A 17,756-nucleotide genomic window follows, 5' to 3' on the forward strand; every position below is an offset into this window, starting at 1 on the left:
CAGTGAACCAAGGATTCATAATGGATTCTGCTCTGATCCGGCGCCGGTTGCGCGAAAGCACGGTGGACCGCAGAACATTCCTGGCGCTGGCGGCGGCGACCGCCGGCGCGGGCCTGATGCGAAGTGCCGCTCCGGCACGGGCCGGGGCTGAAGAACTTCGCGATCTGGATGCTGTTCGCAGCGAAAACGGCGTGCTGGACTACACGCTGGAGGTGGTGACCAATCCCGTCGAGCTGGGTGGCCGTCAGGTGACGCTGGAGACGTACAACGGGCAATTCCCCGGACCGATCTTGCGTATACGCCAAGGCGACAACCTCCGGATTCTGCTGAAGAACCGCATCGTCCCGGTGGGCATTCCGACCAACAACGCGTTCATGGTGCCCTATTGCGCGTCGAAGTCCAACGATCCGCGGTACGACACCCGGCGTGCCTGCATGCACGATTTCTGGAATCGTTGGGAGAGAAGACAAACGATCGTCCAGGAGCTGATTGACACCAACCTGCACACCCACGGTTTGCAGGTGTCTCCGGAAGATCCGGGTGACAACGTCGGCCTGCAACTGGGCCCGCTGCAAGACCACCAGTACAGCTACAACATCCCGGCGAACCAGCCGACAGGTCTGCACTGGTATCACCCCCACTTCCACACGGCGACAGCGCACCAGCTGTGGAACGGGCTGTGCGGCCCGATCATCGTCGAAGGCGACATCGACGCGATACCGGAGATCGCCGAGATGCGGGAGCGCACCATCGTCATCAACGAGATGTGGATCGCCGACGACAGCGCCGAGGTGCCTTTTGCCGTGGTGGTTCCGATGGCGGGTCACGCACCGTTCGAATCGATCCCCGCGGTGCCGTCGTCGATGTACTTTCCGCTCAACGGCCAGATTCTGCCGGATATCAGCATCAAACCGGGCGAGGCGCAGCGCTGGCGAGTGCTCAATGCGTGCCCGCACCGGTCGATCTGGTTGCACGTGGAAGGCCACGCCCTGCACCAGATCGGCACGGACGGAACGCCTTATCCCGCGCCCAGAACTCGACAGAACATCATGCTGGCCGCGGGCAACCGGGCCGAGTTTATCGTCAAAGGCGGCGAGCCCGGCCGCTACCGGGTCTACGCCGCGGCCTACGACCAGGGCCACCCCGGCGGCCCCCGCCCGTCAATGCCGTTGGGCACGCTGGTGGTACGCGGCGCCTCGACCACCAGCCGCATGCCCACGACTCTGGTCGAACCGCCGCGGATGCCGAACCTCCCGGTGACCCGGCGCCGCACCATGGTCTTCTCCGGGGACATCACCGGCCGGACCGGAATGGGAGTGCAATTCCTCATCGACGGCCAGGAGTTCGATCACCACCGGGTCGACGCCGAGGTGGAGGCCGGCACGATCGAAGAGTGGACGCTCATCAATGAAGACGTCTTCCAGCACCCAATTCATATTCATGTCAACCCGTTTCAGGTCGTCGACATCCACGGGATCCCGGACGGCGACACGAGTTGGCAGACCGAGCCGGACGTGTGGTGGGACACCTTCCGCCTACCGCCGTTCGGCCGCTACACGCTGCGGATGTACTTCCGCCCGGACGTGACGGGCACGACCGTCTACCACTGTCACATCCTGCCGCACGAGGACCGAGGAATGATGGGCCTGCTGAAGATCGACCCGCCTGGACAGCACGAACACCACGAACACCACGACATGGAGTGACGATGCGCCGTCCACTGTTTGTCGTGCTCACCCTGGCGGCGTTGTCGGCTATCGGCGTTGCCACCGCTGAGCCGTCTCAGCAACCCATGGAGAACCAAGGGCGGTACAGCTTCAACCAACAGCATCGGGACAATCTGAGTTGGTGGAACCGCACCTGGGTTCCCCAGCTCATCCCCAAGGGCGCCCTGCTGGAAGTGCAGCTGCCCAGCGATCCCATCCACTGGATTCCTTATGGCGAGCCCGATTGTCAGCCCAGTCCAGGCTGGGACTGGGCCGAGATCAGCGGTTCCTGGTACCCGGACGGTCCGCCCAGACATCAACGGGTGGCCGTCCAGCTGGAGGGTCAGCGGACCGTCCCCAACCAGAACCGCTATCGGGAATCAGCAAATCCCTACGAGTTGCCGGGTGTCTACATCCCGTTCGAGAAGCGGGTGATCGGCAGTTCGACCATCACCATTTTCGACTACCGGCTGCTGCCGGGACCCGAGGACGATTACTGGGCGGGCAGAGGGCTGGCGACCATCTGCCTGCGGCCCGACCCGATTCCCCAGGACGTGAGGGTGCTGGGCTTTCCGCCTGACACCCCGCCTACGTACGTATTGACGCTTGTCGTCGGCGTGCGCCAGGCATCTTTCGGGGGCGGATTGCCCCCCACCCCGCTGCCGCTGCCGCCGGAAGTGCACCTCGAACCGGACGGTCCGCCCGGCTCTTGATGCTATTTCCTCGCCTGCCTAGTTGACCTACTGTGACAAATGTGGAGTCACACGGAACCCCCGAATTGGTGCCCGTCGAGAATTTGCATTCAGGTGACCCGATCACCGACGGCGGCCAGCGGTACATCGTTCTCGAATCCAAGGCGGTCGGCGACGGCTGCGTAGTCCTTGAGCTGGAGTCCAGGGTGGACCACCATCTCCAGGTCATCGAGAAGTCGTTCCCGGCCGGGTACCACGTCGGCCGGGCTAATCACCGATATTTGTAGGGCGGATTTCCCGAGTCCCCTGTTTCTACGCGTGGCCACTCCGGGGCCACCGCGCAATTTCCTTATTGCACAATTCAACTCCGCGGTGGCCGTTGATCGTTGGGATTATCGGATCGGGCGTCGGCACGCCGACATCGCCGCCCTGACCTCGGTGCTGCACGACGACATCCGGCTCGAGATGCCGCCGATGCCGGAGTGGTTTACCGGCCGCGATGACGTGGTGGCCTTCCTGGCCCGCCGTGCCTTGGGGGCTCCGGGCGATCTGGTGATGATGCCGACGCACGCCAACGCACAGCCCGCGGTCGCCGAATACCGGCGTAACGCCGATAACATCATGGCAGCCCATTCCATCCAGGTCCTCACCTGCGATTCCCGGGCTGGGACACCCGGGATCGCAGCGATGACCGTCTTCCTCGATCCGACGCTGTTCGCCGCGTTTGGCTTGCCGCTCACCCGGTAAACCAGCGGCTTTGCGCCGGGCCGTGTGGACAGGTCCTCGAGGCGCCGGGAGGATTGGCGCGATAGGCGTGATCGAAGGGTGACGGATGAAGATACCGGGTGTGGCCGACCTTGTCGGCACTCTCACCGGTGGAGCAGTTCAGGCGCTACAGGCAGGGGTCAACGGGGCGGCGGGTGCAGTTGAAGCGGTCCAGAATCTGACGAGCCCGGTAACAGACCTGGTGGGGCCGGTGGTGCAGGCAGTTGCCAGCAACACCGGCCGCGCGATCGGCCTCGGGGGCGCGGTCAACGGAGCCCCGGAACCCGTCACTCCTCCGGTGCGCTGGCACAGCGGCAGACGGGTCCATCTGGACCTCGATCCGCTGCTGCCTTTCCCCCGCTGGCACGAATACGCTCCGGTGATCGAGGAGCCGGTCCGCCGGATCGCCGGGGTGGACAAGGCCCACGTCGAAGGCGCCCTGGGCCGGTTGGTCATCGAAATCGCCCCGGACGCCGACGCCGACGACGTCCTTGACGAGGTGCGCGAGACGGCGGCGGCGGTGGCCGCCGACCTCACCGCCGCCGAAACCGGCCCCACACCACATTCCGCACCGTTCGCGGACCCGGGCAATCCGCTGGCGATTCTGGTGCCACTGACGGCCGCGGCGATGGATGCCGTCGCGGTCGGCGCCGCCGTCACCGGCTGGTTCACCCGGTTGCCCGTGGCACCGCGCAGCGCGCGGGCCGCTGCCGCGCTGATGAACTATCAGCCGCGAGTGGTGGCCGTGCTGGAGTCCCGGCTGGGCCGCGTCGGAACCGACATCGCCCTCAGCGGTTCGACGGCGCTTGCGTACGGACTGAGCCAGTCGGTCGGTACCCCGCTGCTGAATCTCACGCAACGCGGGCTGCAGTTGTCCGAAGCCGCGGCGCACCGGCAGCGTTGGCGGGAACGGGAACCCGAACTCGCCTCGCCCGCCCGGCCGCAGGCGCCGGTGGTTCCCATCCTCTCGTCAGCCGCGGACGAGCACACCCCCCGGCACAACTGGGCCGCCGCCGCCGCGGGTGAAGCCTCGCACGTCGTGGTGGACGGTGCCATCGACGCCGCGATCGACACCGGCAAGGGCTCCATGAAAGGCCCGATCGAGAACTACGTAGACCAGGCCGCGAGCGGCTCGGTGATCGCCGCGGCGGGCGCACTGTTCGCCGGCGGCGGCGCCGCCGAGGCGGCCGAGGCAATCCTGGCCGGAGTGCCCAAGGCCGCGCACGTCGGTCGCGAGGCGTTCGCGACCACCCTGGGCCGCGGCCTGGCCAACGCCGGGCTGCTGCTGCTCGATCCGGGTGCGCTACGCCGCCTGGACCGGGTGCAAGTGGTGGTCATCGACGGCGCCGCGCTGCGCGGCGACCACCGCGCGGTTCTGCGCGCCCAGGGCGACGAGCCGGGCTGGGACGACGACCGCGTCTACGAGGTCGCCGACGCGTTGCTGCACGGCGAGGAGGCACCCGAACCCGACCCCGACGAACTGCCCGCCATCGGTGCGCGGCTGAAATGGATTCGGTCGCAAGGACCGTCGGCCACGCCTGCGCAGGGGCTCGAGCACGCGGAACTGATCAACGACGGCGACCGGGTGGGCAGCGTGGACGTGGGGTGGGAAGTCGACCCCTTCGCAATACCGCTGATGCAGACCGCCCACCGCACCGGCGCCCGGGTGGTGCTGCGCCACGTGGCCGGCACCGAAGACCTTTCCGCCAGTGTCGGCTCCACCCATCCCCCCGGCACGCCGCTGCTCAAGCTGGTCCGCGAGTTGCGGGCCGACCGTGGACCGGTACTGCTGATCACCGCGCTGCACCGCGATTTCGCTTCCACCGACACGCTGGCCGCACTGGCCATCGCCGACGTCGGAGTCGCCCTGGACGACCCGCGCGCGGCCACGCCGTGGACCGCCGACATCATCACCGGAACCGACCTGGCCGCCGCGGTACGGATCCTGTCCGCACTGCCGGTGGCCCGTGCCGCCAGTGAATCCGCCGTGCACCTGGCCCAGGGCGGCACCACGCTGGCGGGGCTGTTGCTGGTCACCGGTGAGGACGGCAGAACCAGCAATCCGGCGTCCTTCCGGCGCTGGCTCAATCCGGTCAATGCCGCGGCGGCCACGGCACTGCTGGGCGGGGTGCTGTCGGCCGCGCGGGTATTGCGGCTGCCCGACCCCACGCCGCAGCCGTTGACGGCCTGGCACGCGCTGGACCCCGAAATCGTCTACTCGCGCCTCGCCGGCGGGTCGCGTCCGCTGGCGATCGAGTCCGACACCCCGACCTGGCGCCGGCGGCTCGACGACTTGTCCTACGAACCGGTGGTGGCTCCGTTGCGCGGCCCGGCTCAGACCCTGGGAAGGCTGGCGGCCGCCACCCGTGTGGAGTTGCGCGATCCGCTGACTCCGATCCTGGCGGTGGGTGCGGCGGCATCGGCCATCGTAGGCAGCAATGTCGATGCGCTGCTGGTCGCGGGAGTCATGGCGGTCAACGCGATAACCGGCGGCGTGCAACGGCTTCGGGCCGAGGCGGCGGCCGCGGAACTCTTCGCCGAGCAGGATCAGCTGGTGCGCCGCGTCGTGGTGCCCGCGGTGGCGACCACCCGGCGCCGGCTGGAGGCCGCCCAGCACGCCACCCGCACCGCAACCGTGTCCGCCAAGAAGCTTCGGCCCGGAGACGTCATCGACCTGGCCGCCCCCGAGGTGGTACCGGCCGACGCCAGGATTCTCGTTGCCGACGACCTGGAAGTCGACGAGTCCTTCCTCACCGGGGAGTCGCTGCCCGTCGACAAGCAGGTGGATCCGGTCGCCGTCAACGACCCCGAACGAGCGAGCATGCTGTTCGAGGGCAGCACGATCGTCGCGGGACGCGCGCGGGCGATCGTCGTCGCAACCGGCGTCGGCACCGCGGCGCAACGCGCGATCTCGGCGGTGGCCGACATCGAGACGTCGGCCGGCGTGCAGGCCCGGCTGCGGGAGCTGACCAGTAAGGTGCTGCCGCTTACCCTGGCCGGCGGCGCGACGGTGACCGGATTGTCGTTGTTGCGCCGCACATCGTTGCGGCAGGCGGTAGCCGACGGCGTCGCCATCGCGGTCGCCGCGGTCCCGGAAGGTCTGCCGCTGGTGGCGACCCTGTCGCAGCTCGCCGCCGCTCAGCGCCTGACGACACGCGGCGTCCTGGTGCGGTCTCCTCGCGCCATCGAGGCTCTGGGCCGGGTGGACACCGTCTGTTTCGACAAGACCGGCACCCTCACCGAGAACCGGCTGCGCGTGGTGCGTTCGGTACCGACGGGCATCGGCCCCGAAGGGCCGTTCCCGGAGGCTGACGACCCGCAGGCCGTCGCGGTGCTGCGTGCCGCCGCGCGTGCCTCGACGCAGCCGCACGACGGCGAGGGACACGCGCACGCCACCGACGAGGCGATCATCACGGCCGCGAGTTCCCTTGATGGCGAGGGTGATTCGCCGTGGACCATCCTCGCGGAGGTGCCCTTCGAATCCAGCCGCGGCTACGCCGCCTCCATCGGTTCGGAGCCCGACGACGCGGCGCCCGTGCTGATGCTCAAGGGCGCGCCGGAGACCATCCTGCCGCGCTGCCGATCCGTCGCCCCCGAGTCCGAGGCGCTGGTGGACAGCCTCGCCGCCCAGGGTTTGCGGGTGCTCGCGGTCGCGCGGCGCCCCTGGGAACTCCCCACCACCGACGGCGACACCGATTCCGACGCCGTCGACGCCGCCGCGCACGACCTGGAGCTGATCGGTTACGTCGGACTGGCCGACACCGCCCGACCGTCGGCCCGCCCGCTGATCGAGGCGCTGGTGGAAGCCGAGCGCAACGTGGTGCTGATCACCGGTGACCACCCCATCACCGCACGTGCGATCGCCCGTCAGCTGGGCCTGCCCGAGGACGTTCGGGTGGTGACCGGCGCCGAGTTCGCCAGCATCGACGCCGAGGGGCACACCAAACTGGCGTCCGACGTCCAGGTGTTCGCGCGGGTCAGCCCCGAGCAGAAGGTGCAGATCGTCGCGGCGCTGCAACGCGCCGGCCGGGTGACCGCCATGGTCGGCGACGGCGCCAACGACGCCGCCGCCATCCGGATGGCCGACGTCGGGATCGGGGTCAGCGGTCGCGGTTCCTCGGCCGCCCGGGGAGCGGCCGACATCGTGCTCACCGACGACGACCTGGGCGTGCTGATCGACGCGCTCGTGGAGGGCCGCAACATGTGGGCCGGCGTTCGCGATGCGGTCACCATTCTGGTTGGCGGCAACGTCGGCGAGGTGTTGTTCACCATCCTGGGGACCGCGTTCGGGCAGGGCCGGGCACCGGTGGGGACCCGGCAGCTGTTGCTGGTGAACCTGCTCACCGACATGTTCCCCGCCCTGGCTGTCGCCGTCACGTCCCAGTACGACGACCCCGAAGACGACGAGGAACTCACCGCGGAGCAGATCGAGGAGGCCCGCTGGGCGCTGCAGCGCCAACTGCTGACCCAGCCGGCCCCGTCCCTCGACGAGCCGCTGATGCGCCAGATCGTCAACCGCGGGGTCATTACCGCTGCCGGCGCGACAACCGCCTGGGCCATCGGTCGCTGGACGCCGGGCAGCGAGAGGCGAACCGCGACAATGGGTTTGACCGCACTGGTGACCTCGCAGCTGACGCAGACCCTGATGACCCGAAGCCACAGCCCGCTGGTGGTGGCGACGGCGCTGGGCAGCGCCGGCGTGCTGGTGGGCATCATCCAAACGCCGGTGCTGAGTCAGTTCTTCGGTTGCACACCACTGGGACCGGTGGCCTGGTCGGGCGTCATCGGCGCCACGGCGGGAACGACAGCGATCTCGGTGCTGGCGCCGCATTGGCTGAACAAGGCGGTCGGCGCGGTGCAACCGGCGCCGGAATCCGAGGACTCGGAGTAGCCCGCGAAATTAGTTGCGCCGCTGCGGTTCAGCAGAACTCGAATGAACAACCGCCACTCCGGCGCTCGACGTGTCCTGCAGCAACCGGCGGGTTTTCCTGACCACGATCCAGCGGTCGTATTCTGATCTAGATTCGCTTTGGCGCCCCCGTTGATCCGCGGAAGTCCCTCGGGCATGCGGGCCTAGATGTCAGTGCCCCGCAATACAATTCGAGTATGAGTTGCAGCACGCGGGACGACTGGGCCGAGTCGCTGGGCGCGCTTGGCGAGTCGGTGTCGCGGCTGCTGGACCTCACCGCGGATGGGTTGACCAGCCCCGAGTTGATCACGACGTTGGGCGAGCTGGAAGTGCAGTGCCGACGCATCCCGGTGGCCAGCAACGTGCTGATCAATCAGCTTGCCGCACAGGCCACTGCGGCCGAGTTGGGCGGTACGCTGGGCCAGGCGCTGGCCGATCGACTGCGGATCGTCAAAAACGACGCCGACCGGCGCATCGCCGATGCCGCCGAACTCGGCCCACGCCGCGCCCTGACCGGCGAACCCTTACCGCCGCTGCTGCCGGCCACCGCCGCCGCCCAACGCCGCGGCCTCGTCGGGGCCGGGCATGTCAAGCAGATCCGCACGTTCTTCAAGAAATTGCCGAACACTGTCGATGCCGCTGATCGGGACCAGGCCGAAGCCGACCTCGCCGGCAAAGCCGCCGCCGGATACCGGCCCGACGAATTAGCCGACTACGCCAAGCTTCTGCACAACTACCTGGTGCCCGACGGTGACTTCGCCGACGAGCAACGCGCCCGATCACGCGGCATCACCCTCGGTGCCCAACAACCCGACGGCATGTCGCAGATCCGCGGGCTGATCACCCCCGAACTGCGCGCCACCCTGGAACCCGTCGTCGCCAAACTCGGCGCCCCCGGCATGTGCAACCCCGACGACGAACACCCCGTCACCGACGGCAAAGCGCCCGCCGACGCGGTCGACCGCGACACCCGCACCCACGCCCAACGCACCCACGACGCCCTGAACACCGGACTGCGCACGCTGCTGGAAAGCAAAACCTTGGGCCGACACCACGGGCTACCCACCACCATCGTCGTCACCACCACCCTGGCTGAACTCGAAGCCGGCGCCGGACGAGCCCTGACCGCCGGAGGCACCCTGCTACCCATGTCCGACGTCCTGCGCCTGGCCTCGCCAGCACACCACTACCTGGCCATCTTCGACAAAGACAAGACCCTGGCCCTCTACCACGGCAAACGCCTGGCCTCCCCCGAACAACGCCTGACCCTGCTGGCCAGAGACCGCGGCTGCACCCGCCCCGGCTGCACCGTGCCCGGCTACTGGACCCAGGTCCACCACCTCGAAGGCTGGATCAACACCCGCCGCACCCACATCGACGAACTAGCACTCGCCTGCCCACCAGACAACCGCCTCGTCGAACTCCACAAATACACCACCCGCCGCAACATCCACGGCATCGCCGAATGGATCCCACCCAAACACCTAGACTTCGGGCGGCCCCGAACAAACTGCATGCACCGGATACCTCCGGAATCCGATGGTGACGGCGGCGAACCCGGATGAGACGGATCAGCTAGCCGGACAGCTCCCGGCGCACCACCTTGCCCGCCGGGTTACGCGGGATGCTCTCGACGATGTTGATGTCCCTGGGCTGCTCGAAGCGGGAAACCTTGCCCCTCAGGTATTCCCGAAGAACCGGCTCGTTGGCTGCACTGTCCTCCCGCAACACGACGAACGCGACCAAGCGCTTGCCGAACTGCTCATCGTCGACACCGACGACCGCATTCTCGGCCACGTCGGGATGCCCGGACAGGGCATTCTCGAGCGCGCGCGGATAGACGTTCTCTCCGCCGGAGACGATCATGTCGTCTTCGCGGCCCACGATGTACAGGCGGCCGGCCTCGTCGAGGTAACCCATGTCCCCGGTACTGCTCATCCCGTCGATGACGGCCTTCGCGCCACCACCGGTATAGCCGTCCGACGCCAGCCCCCCACCGACGAAGATCCGGCCGGTAACCCGCGGCCCGACGGGGCGGCCATTGCGGTTGTAAATGCGCACCGGGCACCCCGCGACGGGCCTGCCCACCGTCTCCGGAAAACGGCGCAACTCCCGGGGTGTCGCCAGCGATCCGATGCCGACCTCGGTGGAACCGTACAGGTTGTAGAGCACATCACCGTAGGCGTCCATAAACCGGCGCGCCAGGCCGGGGTCCAGCCGGTCACCGCTGGAGATGACAACACGTAAGGAGGACAACGGGTTTCGTGCCCGTACCTGCTGCGGCAGATCCAGCATGCGCGCCAACATGATCGGCACCGCGCTCATCGCCTCGGCGCGGTGCAACGATGCCTGGGCCAGCGTAGCCTCGGCATCGAAACGGCGGCGGGTCAGCACGGTGCCGCCCAACGCGATCGCCATCATCAGGATGCCGAATCCCAGACCGTGAAACATCGGTGCTGCCAAGGAGATTCGCGATCCGACCCGCAGGCCGGTGCGGGCCAGGATGGTCATGCTGACGCCGACCCCCGAACTCAGATGAGGCGTACGCGGCACTCCCTTGGGGATCCCGGTGGTCCCCGAGGTCAGCAACACCATCCGGCCCGACGGAGCCACCCGGGGCCGCGGCACTTCCAGTCGCGGTTCGACGGCGGCAGGGTCGATGATCCGGATGGTCTCGTTGGTCTCCTGAATCTGAGCGGTGAACTCGTCGTCGCAGAACATCGTTCGGATCTGGTGTGCCGCAAGGGCGCCCGCCAGCGCATCGGAGCGGAACTCGGTGTTCACCAACACCACGTCGGCACCGATCAGCGCCGTGGCGAAAACCGCGGTCACAAAGTTCCGCCCATTGCGGCACATCACCCCGACCGGCTGGCCGGACCGCACGCCGGCGTCGAGCAACTCCACCGCCATCGCCTCGGTCATCGACTGCAGCTGCTGGTAGCTGAGCGCTCCGTCCTCGTCGATGATCGCGGTGCGCTGCGGCCAGCGCGCCGCCGACACCGCCAACAGTGTGAAGAGATTCGTTCCGCCCCGGCAGATTTCGCGGGCCAAGCGCAGCGCCGCCGCGGGCCCCGGAGGGCCCAGCAGACCCGACGAGAGCGCCGCGCGCGCCGTCGTCGCGACTACGCTCTCCGTCACGACCGAGCGTCCTTGCCGGAGTCGGCGAAGAACCGGCTGTACCACAGCCGGGCCGCATGTTCGGCGGGCCCGGCCAACAGGACCGAGGCGATCTCGGCCGGCCACACCCAGGGCGGTTCATTCGTGCGGGGCCGCTCGATAATGACTTTGGCGACGGCGTCGGCGGCCTCGTCGGGCGTGAGCCCCGGCAGCCGGCCGAGCAGCGGCGTCGGTTCGATCATCCGGGTGCGGACCAGCGCGAAGTAGATCGTCGACACGTCGATGCCGTCCGCATGCAACTCCGGCGCCACGCTGCGCAACCACCGGTCGAAGGCCCCTTTGGAAGCCTGGTAGGCACCCCACTGCGGTCCCGGCACCACCCGCACGCCGACGCTCGACACGTTGACCAGGTGCCCCCGGCCGTTCTCGCGCATCGCCGGCAGCAACCCGAGCAGCAGCCAGATCGGTCCCAGATAGTTGATGTCGATGGTGCGCTGAAAGTCGTGCGGACGGTCGTACTGCTCGTGCAGTGAGCGGCGCAGTGACTTCCCGGCGTTGCTCACGATGATGTCGAGCGGGCCGTGGTTCTCGTTGATCTGCTTGGTCAACTCGCTGACTGCGGCCTCGTCGCTGAGATCGGTCGGATAGACAACCGCCCGTCCCCCGCCGGTGTTGATCGACGCCGCGACGTCCTCGAGGCGTTCGGCGGAACGGGCAACGATCAAGACGGTCGCGCCGGCGGCGGCCAGCTTGCGTGCCGTCGCCTCGCCGATGCCATAGGACGCGCCGGTGACCAGCACAGTCCTGCCGGAAACCGCGTCGCGCAGCTTGTCGGGGTCAGATTCGCGCGCCGGGTTCGCCAACCTGCTGGCAGCCGAATCAATCGCCTGCAAGACAAGATTCATCGGCTGCAATCCCCATTCATCGGCTGCAATCCCTCGGTAACTTTCGACCCATCGGGAACCATCGAAACATAGTTATGACCCACGGTCACCGTGGCACCCGAAGATGGCGAGGGTTTGATCGCTACCGGGTTCGGGTTCCGTACCTCCGGTAGAAGCGGTCCACTCGTCCCGCCGCGTCGAGGGTGCGCTGCGTGCCGGTCCAGAACGGGTGGGAATCCGCCGACACCTCGACGACCACCAGCGGATATGTACGCCGCCCGGCGGGGGTATCCCACTCGATGGTGCGGGAACTTTGCATTGTCGACCGCGTGAGGAAAAGCGCGCCGGTGTCGGCGTCCTGGAACACCACCGGTTGGTACACGGGGTGGATACCGGGCTTCATCCGCGCTGTCCATCGTTGCGGTGCGCCGAGAACTGGCCCTGCGCATCCGGCATCTCGTGGCAGGGGTCCTGATGCCAGTCGCCGAACGGGTCCCGGTAGCAAGTCCAGGACTCCGGATCGGCCATCTCCTCGTCGGTGAGCAGCGCAGCGTTAAGGGCACGCGTGATGTCGACCGGGTCTGCGCCACAGACCAGCACCGTCATCGCCGTGTGACGGTCGCCGTGGCGGTATTCCCACATCAATTCGGCGAACAACCGGCGCTCCGGGTCGACGTAGGCGACCTCAGAGGGCGCCATGGCCGCCAGCCACTTACCGGCCGAGGCAACCCGCAGACCGCCGCCGGCCGATTCCAGCCACATCACCTGGTCGGGCCGGTTGGCCAGCCATAACCGACCTCGGGTGCGCACCACTCCGTCGAGAAGCAGATCGACAGCATCATGCAGGCGTTCGGGGTGGAAGGGGCGGCGAGCGTTGAATTCGACCAGGACGACCGCGCCTTCGGCGGCCAGCGGGGGCAATCCGGCCAGCAGCGGGGCGTGCGGGTGTTCGCTGCGGCCGCGACGCGATTGCTCATCCAGGTTGGCCAGGGCCAGTTCGACGCGATCGCTTCCGACCGTGATTCGCGCGCGCGGCGCGAGCCGGCGCAGGACCGCCAGCGTGGCCGGCTCCGGATGGGTGAGCACGAGCAGATCGGCGAACTCCGCTTGTCCGACGGCCGCCTGCGCCACCGTGCGCCCGTCGGGCAGCAGGTCCTCGCCGAGCGCCTGACTCAGCCAGTTGGCCGAATCCACACACGTCACCACCCCGGCGATCCGCACGTCCATACCCGCGGGGCCGTCCGCGTAGCCGGGGCCGACCCGAACTCGGACGTGGTTGATCGCCCAGCAGACCGGTTCGGGTTCCAGCCACGACGCCAGGTGCACGACGACCCGGACGACGTTGGAGCGTCGGTGCAGCCTTCGCAGCAACACCAGCAGGTCGTTTCGGATGGTGCAGGACAGGCAGCCGTGCGCCAATTCCAGCGCTTCCTCGGTGGTGCGCAACTCGCCGCCATCCAGAGTGATGACGGTGCGGCGGACCACCTGCCCGTCGAATCGGTGCTCGACGACGGCAGTTCCCGACTGGCGCAACAGCGTCCCGGTCACCGCGTCGGTGTCGCCCTGGCCGGCCACCAACAGCACTGGAGTTCGCATCTCCCGCTCCTTATTGAAAATCATTTTCATTAAGGTTACAGTCCGACGCGTCGCTTGTCTAAAACGAAAGGGGACCGTCATGTCATCGCGGTGCCAAGTCACCGGCCGCACAGTGAGTTTCGGCAATGCGGTGTCCCATTCCCACCGCCGCACCCGGCGCCGGTGGTCGCCGAACCTGCAGAGCAAGACCTACTACCTTCCCTCAGAGGGACGGCGCATCACCCTGCGAGTCAGCGCCAAGGGCATCAAGGTCATCGACCGTGACGGCATCGAAGCTGTGGTGGCCCGTCTGCGCCGGGCGGGTGAGAAATTCTGATGGCACGCAACGAAATTCGGCCGATCGTCAAGCTGCGCTCCACAGCCGGCACCGGCTACACCTACGTCACGCGCAAGAACCGCCGCAACGACCCGGACCGCATCGTCCTGCGCAAGTACGACCCGGTGATTCGGCGCCACGTCGAGTTCCGCGAGGAGCGCTGAATGGCCAAGAAATCCAAGATCGTCAAGAACGAACAGCGCCGTGCGGTGGTGGCACGCTACGCCGAACGGCGCGCGGAGCTCAAAGAGATCATCCGGTCTCCACGCAGCACGCTCGAACAGCGACTCGAGGCTCAGCGGGAACTTGGCCGCCAGCCGCGCGACGCCAGCGCGGTCCGGGTGCGTAACCGGGATTCGATCGACGGGCGCCCTCGCGGACACCTGCGCAAGTTCGGGTTGTCCCGGGTCAGGGTGCGGGAACTCGCCCATCAGGGCCATCTCCCCGGCGTGCGCAAAGCGAGCTGGTGATGGCGCGGCGACCACAGCGACAACCACGCCCCCAGCTGCCGATGGCGAAGAAGAACCTGTTGCACAGCGTCGGACTGGACAGGGTGGACTACAAGGACACGACTACCTTGCGACTCTTCCTCTCCGAGCGCGGCAAGATCCGGTCCCGGCGTGTCACCGGCCTGACAATGCAACAACAACGCCAGGTCGCCACTGCGATCAAGAATGCCCGCGAGATGGCACTGCTGCCCTACACCTCAGGGCGCTAGTTGTGGATCTTGCGCGGGTCGACGCCCGTGCGCTCCCACGCGTCGGCCGCCCAGGATGCGTAGACGAACCGCAACGGCAACCGGTTGATGAGCGGATTCAGCGCCCGCATCGCGGCGGCGAACCGCTGAAAGCGCCTCTCCTTCTTGTCATCCCACTTCAGATCGCAGACCTCGCGCATCTGCGGCGGACAGGTCCCCACGATGACCAGCCGGGCGTAAGCGTTCAGCGGCGCTGACAGTATCCGCCAAATCGGACGAGGAATCCTGCGTGGACCCGGCAGACCTTTGCGGATGTAGCCGGTCCCGTACAGCACGGTTTTGTGCGGCACGAACCGCTCGAGCATGCCGTCCCAGTATGCGACGAACTCGTCGTAGGTCTGGGGCTGTCCGCGGTCGCTGACGCCGTAAAGCTGGTACCAGACTTTGCTTTCGGCGAAAATCTGTTCTTTCTCCGCGTGCGACAACCGCCGGATGAAGGTGTCGGCGTTGTACAAAACCTGGTCGACGAACGTTGCGTGCGCCCAGTAGAACAATTCCGGGTTAAGGGCGTGGTAGCGGGAGCCGTCGCTGACGGTGCCTTTGATGGGCTTGTGGAAGTCCCGCACGGTGCGGCCCCAGGTGTGCGGAACCTCTGAATAGACCGTTTTCATCAGCGGCGGCGCGGTCCGCTTCGCCCGGCCGAGCGTGTCACTGAACACCACCGAATGATCGAGCACTCCCTGACCGAGCTGTTCGATGCAGTTCTCGGTACCAGCGACGCGCTGGAATCCGAACAGCTGGGTCCGGTAATCGCCGTAAAACTTCCAGATCAGTGAATCCGGGCCAAGCACCGGGGCCGTTTCAGCAATGTCGTCGATGACGATAGGCGTCGCCTCCCGAACGCCGGTGTCAAAACCCGCAGTCATCACAACCCCCTCCGGCACCCCCCGATGCCATTGAAGCAGAGACACAAAAACGTACTTTTGTGTCAACGATACCATTCGAGTCGGTGGATGCCTCGGCATCACCGCCGGGTGGGAAGAAGTGGAGCATGGTTACGAGGGGTCCGGGCACCAGTACCGCGTCCATCGAGGACACCATCCTGGACACCGCGCGCGCGGTCTTCGAGACCTACGGGGTGCGCCGCGCCAACATCGAGGATGTCGCGGCCCGGGCCGGGGTCAGCCGCAGCACCATCTACCGGCGCTTCCCTACCAAAGACGAGTTGTTCGAGGCCGTGGTGCGGCGTGAGGCTGAATTGTTCTTTACCACGCTGGACCAGGCCACTACCGGTTGCAGTCCGCAGGAAGCGGTTGTCGAGGCGTTCACGTTGGGGGTACGACTGATCGGGGACTCGCCGCTGTATTCGCGCATCGCCGAGAGCGAGCCCCAGCTGTTCGGGATGTTTTCGCGTTCCGACGTGTTTCCGATCGGCAGGTTCGCCGACGGCATCGCTCACACCCTGCGGCGCTGCGGCACCGACATCCCTGACGCCGATCTGGCCAACATCGCCGACATCCTGCTGCGGGTCGCCGTGGGCATCATCGTTTTTCCGACCGACCATCTCGACACCTCGGATCAGGTGGCGGTTCGCGCGTATGCCGCGCGCTACCTGGTTCCGATCATCAGCGCGTAGGTCGTGGCCGCCGCTCAGTACCGCAAGTGAAACTGTCGCCGGGCATCACTAACCTGTATGTGTGGCGCAGGCTCCGCGGACCCGCTATGCCACCTGCGGCGAGGTGGACATCGCCTACCAGGTGTTCGGTGACGGCCCCCTGGACCTGCTGGTATTGCCCGGTCCCTCGATCCCGATCGACACCGTCGATGCCGAGCCGTCGATGTACCGCTTCCACCGCCGGCTGGCGTCGTTCGCCCGGGTGATCCGCTATGACCAGCGGGGCATTGGTTTGTCGTCGCGGGTCTCGTCGCCGGACATGATCGGACCCAAGCACTGGGCCCAGGACGCGATCGCCGTGATGAACGCCGTCGGGTGTGAGCGGGCGACGATCCTGGCCCCCGGCTTCACCTCGATGACCGGATTGGTGCTCGCGGCCGACTATCCCGAACGGGTGAGCAGTCTGGTGTGCATCAACGGCGCGGCCCGGACGCTGCGCGCGCCCGATTACCCGATCGGCAGCGAACTCGTCGACTCGGACCCGTTCACCACCATCGGCATCGAACCCGACGCAGTGGAGCAGGGCTTCGACATCCTCAGCATCATCGCGCCGTCGGTCGCCGACGACAACGCGTTCCGGGCGTGGTGGGACATGGCCGGCAACCGGGCCGCGTCGCCGAGCATGGCCCGGACGATCATCAACGCGGTCCGGCATTCCGACGTGCGCGACACCCTGCCGCGCATCACCGCGCCGACCCTGGTGCTGCATCGGGACAACCGGGGCTTCAGCCCGATCGAACACGGCCGCTACCTCGCCGACCAGATCGCCGGAGCACGCATGATCGAGCTTCCGGGCGAGGACACGCTGTACTGGGTGGGCGATGCCGCCGCCATGCTCGACGAGATCGAGGAGTTCGTCACCGGAGTGCGGGGCGGCGGCGATGCCGAACGGGTGCTGACCACGATCGTGTTCACCGACATCGTCGGCTCGACGCAGCGGGCCGCCGCGCTCGGTGACTACCGGTGGCGCGACCTGCTCGACAACCACGACACCATCGTGCGCCACGAAATCCAGCGGTTCGGCGGTCGGGAGGTCAACACCGCCGGCGACGGTTTCGTTGCGACGTTCACCAGCCCCAGCGCCGCCCTGGCCTGCGGCGACGCCGTGATCGAGGCGGTGCGCGTGCTCGGCATCGAGATCCGGGTGGGCATCCACGCCGGCGAAGTCGAAGTGCGCGGCGCTGACGTGGCGGGGATGGCCGTACACATCGCCGCACGCGTGGGCTCGCTGGCCGGGCCCAGCGAGGTGCTGGTCTCCTCGACCGTGCGCGACATCGTGACCGGTTCCCGGCACCGGTTCACCAGCCGCGGCGAGCGTGAACTCAAAGGCGTGCCGGGACAGTGGAGCGTGTGCGCGCTGGTCCGGGAACGCGCGCGGGTCGGCTCCTGAAACCCCTTG

At 67.5% G+C, this 17,756-nt stretch carries 17 protein-coding genes; 12 read left to right on the top strand and 5 right to left on the bottom strand.

All coding sequences use genetic code 11. The annotated features are described in order from the left end of the window. Window positions 1-20: 20 nt before the first annotated feature. The 6 genes from QXK92_RS18045 (at window position 21) to QXK92_RS18070 (ending at window position 9,637) form a co-directional block, all read left to right on the top strand. Window positions 21-1,706 (top strand): multicopper oxidase family protein, encoded by a 1,686-nt coding sequence (locus tag QXK92_RS18045; protein WP_306243448.1) that lies wholly within the window; start codon window positions 21-23, stop codon window positions 1,704-1,706. Window positions 1,707-1,708: 2 nt separating this feature from the next. Then, complete coding sequence (locus QXK92_RS18050) at window positions 1,709-2,419, top strand: hypothetical protein (protein WP_306243449.1); 711 nt, start codon at window positions 1,709-1,711, stop codon at window positions 2,417-2,419. A gap of 41 nt (window positions 2,420-2,460) precedes the next feature. Continuing rightward, the gene (locus QXK92_RS18055; RefSeq protein ID WP_055576021.1) at window positions 2,461-2,685 is read left to right on the top strand and encodes a hypothetical protein; all 225 of its coding nucleotides are present in this window, start codon (window positions 2,461-2,463) and stop codon (window positions 2,683-2,685) included. Window positions 2,686-2,770: 85 nt separating this feature from the next. Further along, the gene (locus QXK92_RS18060; RefSeq protein WP_306243451.1) at window positions 2,771-3,145 is read left to right on the top strand and encodes a hypothetical protein; all 375 of its coding nucleotides are present in this window, start codon (window positions 2,771-2,773) and stop codon (window positions 3,143-3,145) included. Window positions 3,146-3,230: 85 nt separating this feature from the next. Continuing rightward, window positions 3,231-8,054, top strand: coding sequence for a cation-translocating P-type ATPase (locus QXK92_RS18065; protein WP_306243453.1), 4,824 nt, complete (start codon window positions 3,231-3,233; stop codon window positions 8,052-8,054). 215 nt (window positions 8,055-8,269) lie between these two features. After that, the gene (locus QXK92_RS18070) at window positions 8,270-9,637 is read left to right on the top strand and encodes an HNH endonuclease signature motif containing protein (protein ID WP_306243455.1); all 1,368 of its coding nucleotides are present in this window, start codon (window positions 8,270-8,272) and stop codon (window positions 9,635-9,637) included. Between the two features lie 10 nt (window positions 9,638-9,647). Here the strand turns inward: QXK92_RS18070 and QXK92_RS18075 are convergent, their stop codons facing one another. From QXK92_RS18075 to mrf, 4 genes are all read right to left on the bottom strand, one after another. Next, complete coding sequence (locus QXK92_RS18075) at window positions 9,648-11,210, bottom strand: AMP-binding protein (protein ID WP_306243457.1); 1,563 nt, start codon at window positions 11,208-11,210, stop codon at window positions 9,648-9,650. After that, window positions 11,207-12,094, bottom strand: coding sequence for an SDR family NAD(P)-dependent oxidoreductase (locus QXK92_RS18080; protein ID WP_306243459.1), 888 nt, complete (start codon window positions 12,092-12,094; stop codon window positions 11,207-11,209). The genes QXK92_RS18075 and QXK92_RS18080 overlap by 4 nt, the downstream gene beginning before the upstream one ends. 121 nt (window positions 12,095-12,215) lie before the next feature. Next, complete coding sequence (locus QXK92_RS18085; RefSeq protein ID WP_306243461.1) at window positions 12,216-12,476, bottom strand: type B 50S ribosomal protein L31; 261 nt, start codon at window positions 12,474-12,476, stop codon at window positions 12,216-12,218. Next, the gene (gene mrf / locus QXK92_RS18090; protein WP_306243463.1) at window positions 12,473-13,669 is read right to left on the bottom strand and encodes a ribosome hibernation factor-recruiting GTPase MRF; all 1,197 of its coding nucleotides are present in this window, start codon (window positions 13,667-13,669) and stop codon (window positions 12,473-12,475) included. Before mrf ends, QXK92_RS18085 begins: the two co-directional genes overlap by 4 nt. 79 nt (window positions 13,670-13,748) lie before the next feature. On the opposite strand from mrf, the gene rpmB reads away from it, so the two are divergent. From rpmB to rpsR, 4 genes are read left to right on the top strand one after another with little or no spacing between them, the layout of a single operon-like run. After that, window positions 13,749-13,985: a 50S ribosomal protein L28 gene (rpmB, locus tag QXK92_RS18095; protein WP_306243465.1), complete on the top strand. Its 237-nt coding sequence runs from the start codon at window positions 13,749-13,751 to the stop codon at window positions 13,983-13,985. Continuing rightward, window positions 13,985-14,149: a 50S ribosomal protein L33 gene (gene rpmG / locus QXK92_RS18100; RefSeq protein ID WP_306243467.1), complete on the top strand. Its 165-nt coding sequence runs from the start codon at window positions 13,985-13,987 to the stop codon at window positions 14,147-14,149. Before rpmB ends, rpmG begins: the two co-directional genes overlap by 1 nt. Next, complete coding sequence (gene rpsN / locus QXK92_RS18105; protein WP_306243469.1) at window positions 14,150-14,455, top strand: 30S ribosomal protein S14; 306 nt, start codon at window positions 14,150-14,152, stop codon at window positions 14,453-14,455. Next, entirely contained in the window at window positions 14,455-14,703 is a 249-nt protein-coding gene (rpsR, locus tag QXK92_RS18110) for a 30S ribosomal protein S18 (RefSeq protein WP_306243470.1), read from the top strand. The genes rpsN and rpsR overlap by 1 nt, the downstream gene beginning before the upstream one ends. On the opposite strand, the gene QXK92_RS18115 is transcribed toward rpsR, so the two are convergent. After that, window positions 14,700-15,608: an oxygenase MpaB family protein gene (locus tag QXK92_RS18115; protein WP_306243472.1), complete on the bottom strand. Its 909-nt coding sequence runs from the start codon at window positions 15,606-15,608 to the stop codon at window positions 14,700-14,702. The two genes, rpsR and QXK92_RS18115, sit on opposite strands and share 4 nt — an antisense overlap. A gap of 125 nt (window positions 15,609-15,733) precedes the next feature. On the opposite strand from QXK92_RS18115, the gene QXK92_RS18120 reads away from it, so the two are divergent. Together QXK92_RS18120 and QXK92_RS18125 are read left to right on the top strand one after the other, a co-directional pair. After that, window positions 15,734-16,318, top strand: a complete 585-nt coding sequence (locus tag QXK92_RS18120) for a TetR/AcrR family transcriptional regulator (protein ID WP_306243473.1) — start codon at window positions 15,734-15,736, stop codon at window positions 16,316-16,318. Between the two features lie 61 nt (window positions 16,319-16,379). Continuing rightward, window positions 16,380-17,747, top strand: coding sequence for an adenylate/guanylate cyclase domain-containing protein (locus QXK92_RS18125; RefSeq protein WP_306243475.1), 1,368 nt, complete (start codon window positions 16,380-16,382; stop codon window positions 17,745-17,747). The last annotated feature ends 9 nt before the right edge of the window (window positions 17,748-17,756 follow it).

This window comes from Mycobacterium sp. TY815, assembly GCF_030755135.1.
Lineage (GTDB): Bacteria > Actinomycetota > Actinomycetes > Mycobacteriales > Mycobacteriaceae > Mycobacterium.

Bases quoted from the DNA above. Each gene is read 5' to 3' on its own strand.
- QXK92_RS18050 (WP_306243449.1), top strand. From the start codon at position 1,709: ATGCGCCGTCCACTGTTTGTCGTGCTCACCCTGGCGGCGTTGTCGGCT.
- QXK92_RS18115 (WP_306243472.1), bottom strand. From the start codon at position 15,608: ATGACTGCGGGTTTTGACACCGGCGTTCGGGAGGCGACGCCTATCGTC.
- QXK92_RS18070 (WP_306243455.1), top strand. From the start codon at position 8,270: ATGAGTTGCAGCACGCGGGACGACTGGGCCGAGTCGCTGGGCGCGCTT.
- QXK92_RS18085 (WP_306243461.1), bottom strand. From the start codon at position 12,476: ATGAAGCCCGGTATCCACCCCGTGTACCAACCGGTGGTGTTCCAGGAC.
- QXK92_RS18120 (WP_306243473.1), top strand. From the start codon at position 15,734: ATGGTTACGAGGGGTCCGGGCACCAGTACCGCGTCCATCGAGGACACC.
- rpsR (WP_306243470.1), top strand. From the start codon at position 14,455: ATGGCGCGGCGACCACAGCGACAACCACGCCCCCAGCTGCCGATGGCG.
- mrf (WP_306243463.1), bottom strand. From the start codon at position 13,669: ATGCGAACTCCAGTGCTGTTGGTGGCCGGCCAGGGCGACACCGACGCG.
- QXK92_RS18045 (WP_306243448.1), top strand. From the start codon at position 21: ATGGATTCTGCTCTGATCCGGCGCCGGTTGCGCGAAAGCACGGTGGAC.
- rpmB (WP_306243465.1), top strand. From the start codon at position 13,749: ATGTCATCGCGGTGCCAAGTCACCGGCCGCACAGTGAGTTTCGGCAAT.
- QXK92_RS18080 (WP_306243459.1), bottom strand. From the start codon at position 12,094: ATGAATCTTGTCTTGCAGGCGATTGATTCGGCTGCCAGCAGGTTGGCG.
- rpmG (WP_306243467.1), top strand. From the start codon at position 13,985: ATGGCACGCAACGAAATTCGGCCGATCGTCAAGCTGCGCTCCACAGCC.
- QXK92_RS18065 (WP_306243453.1), top strand. From the start codon at position 3,231: ATGAAGATACCGGGTGTGGCCGACCTTGTCGGCACTCTCACCGGTGGA.
- rpsN (WP_306243469.1), top strand. From the start codon at position 14,150: ATGGCCAAGAAATCCAAGATCGTCAAGAACGAACAGCGCCGTGCGGTG.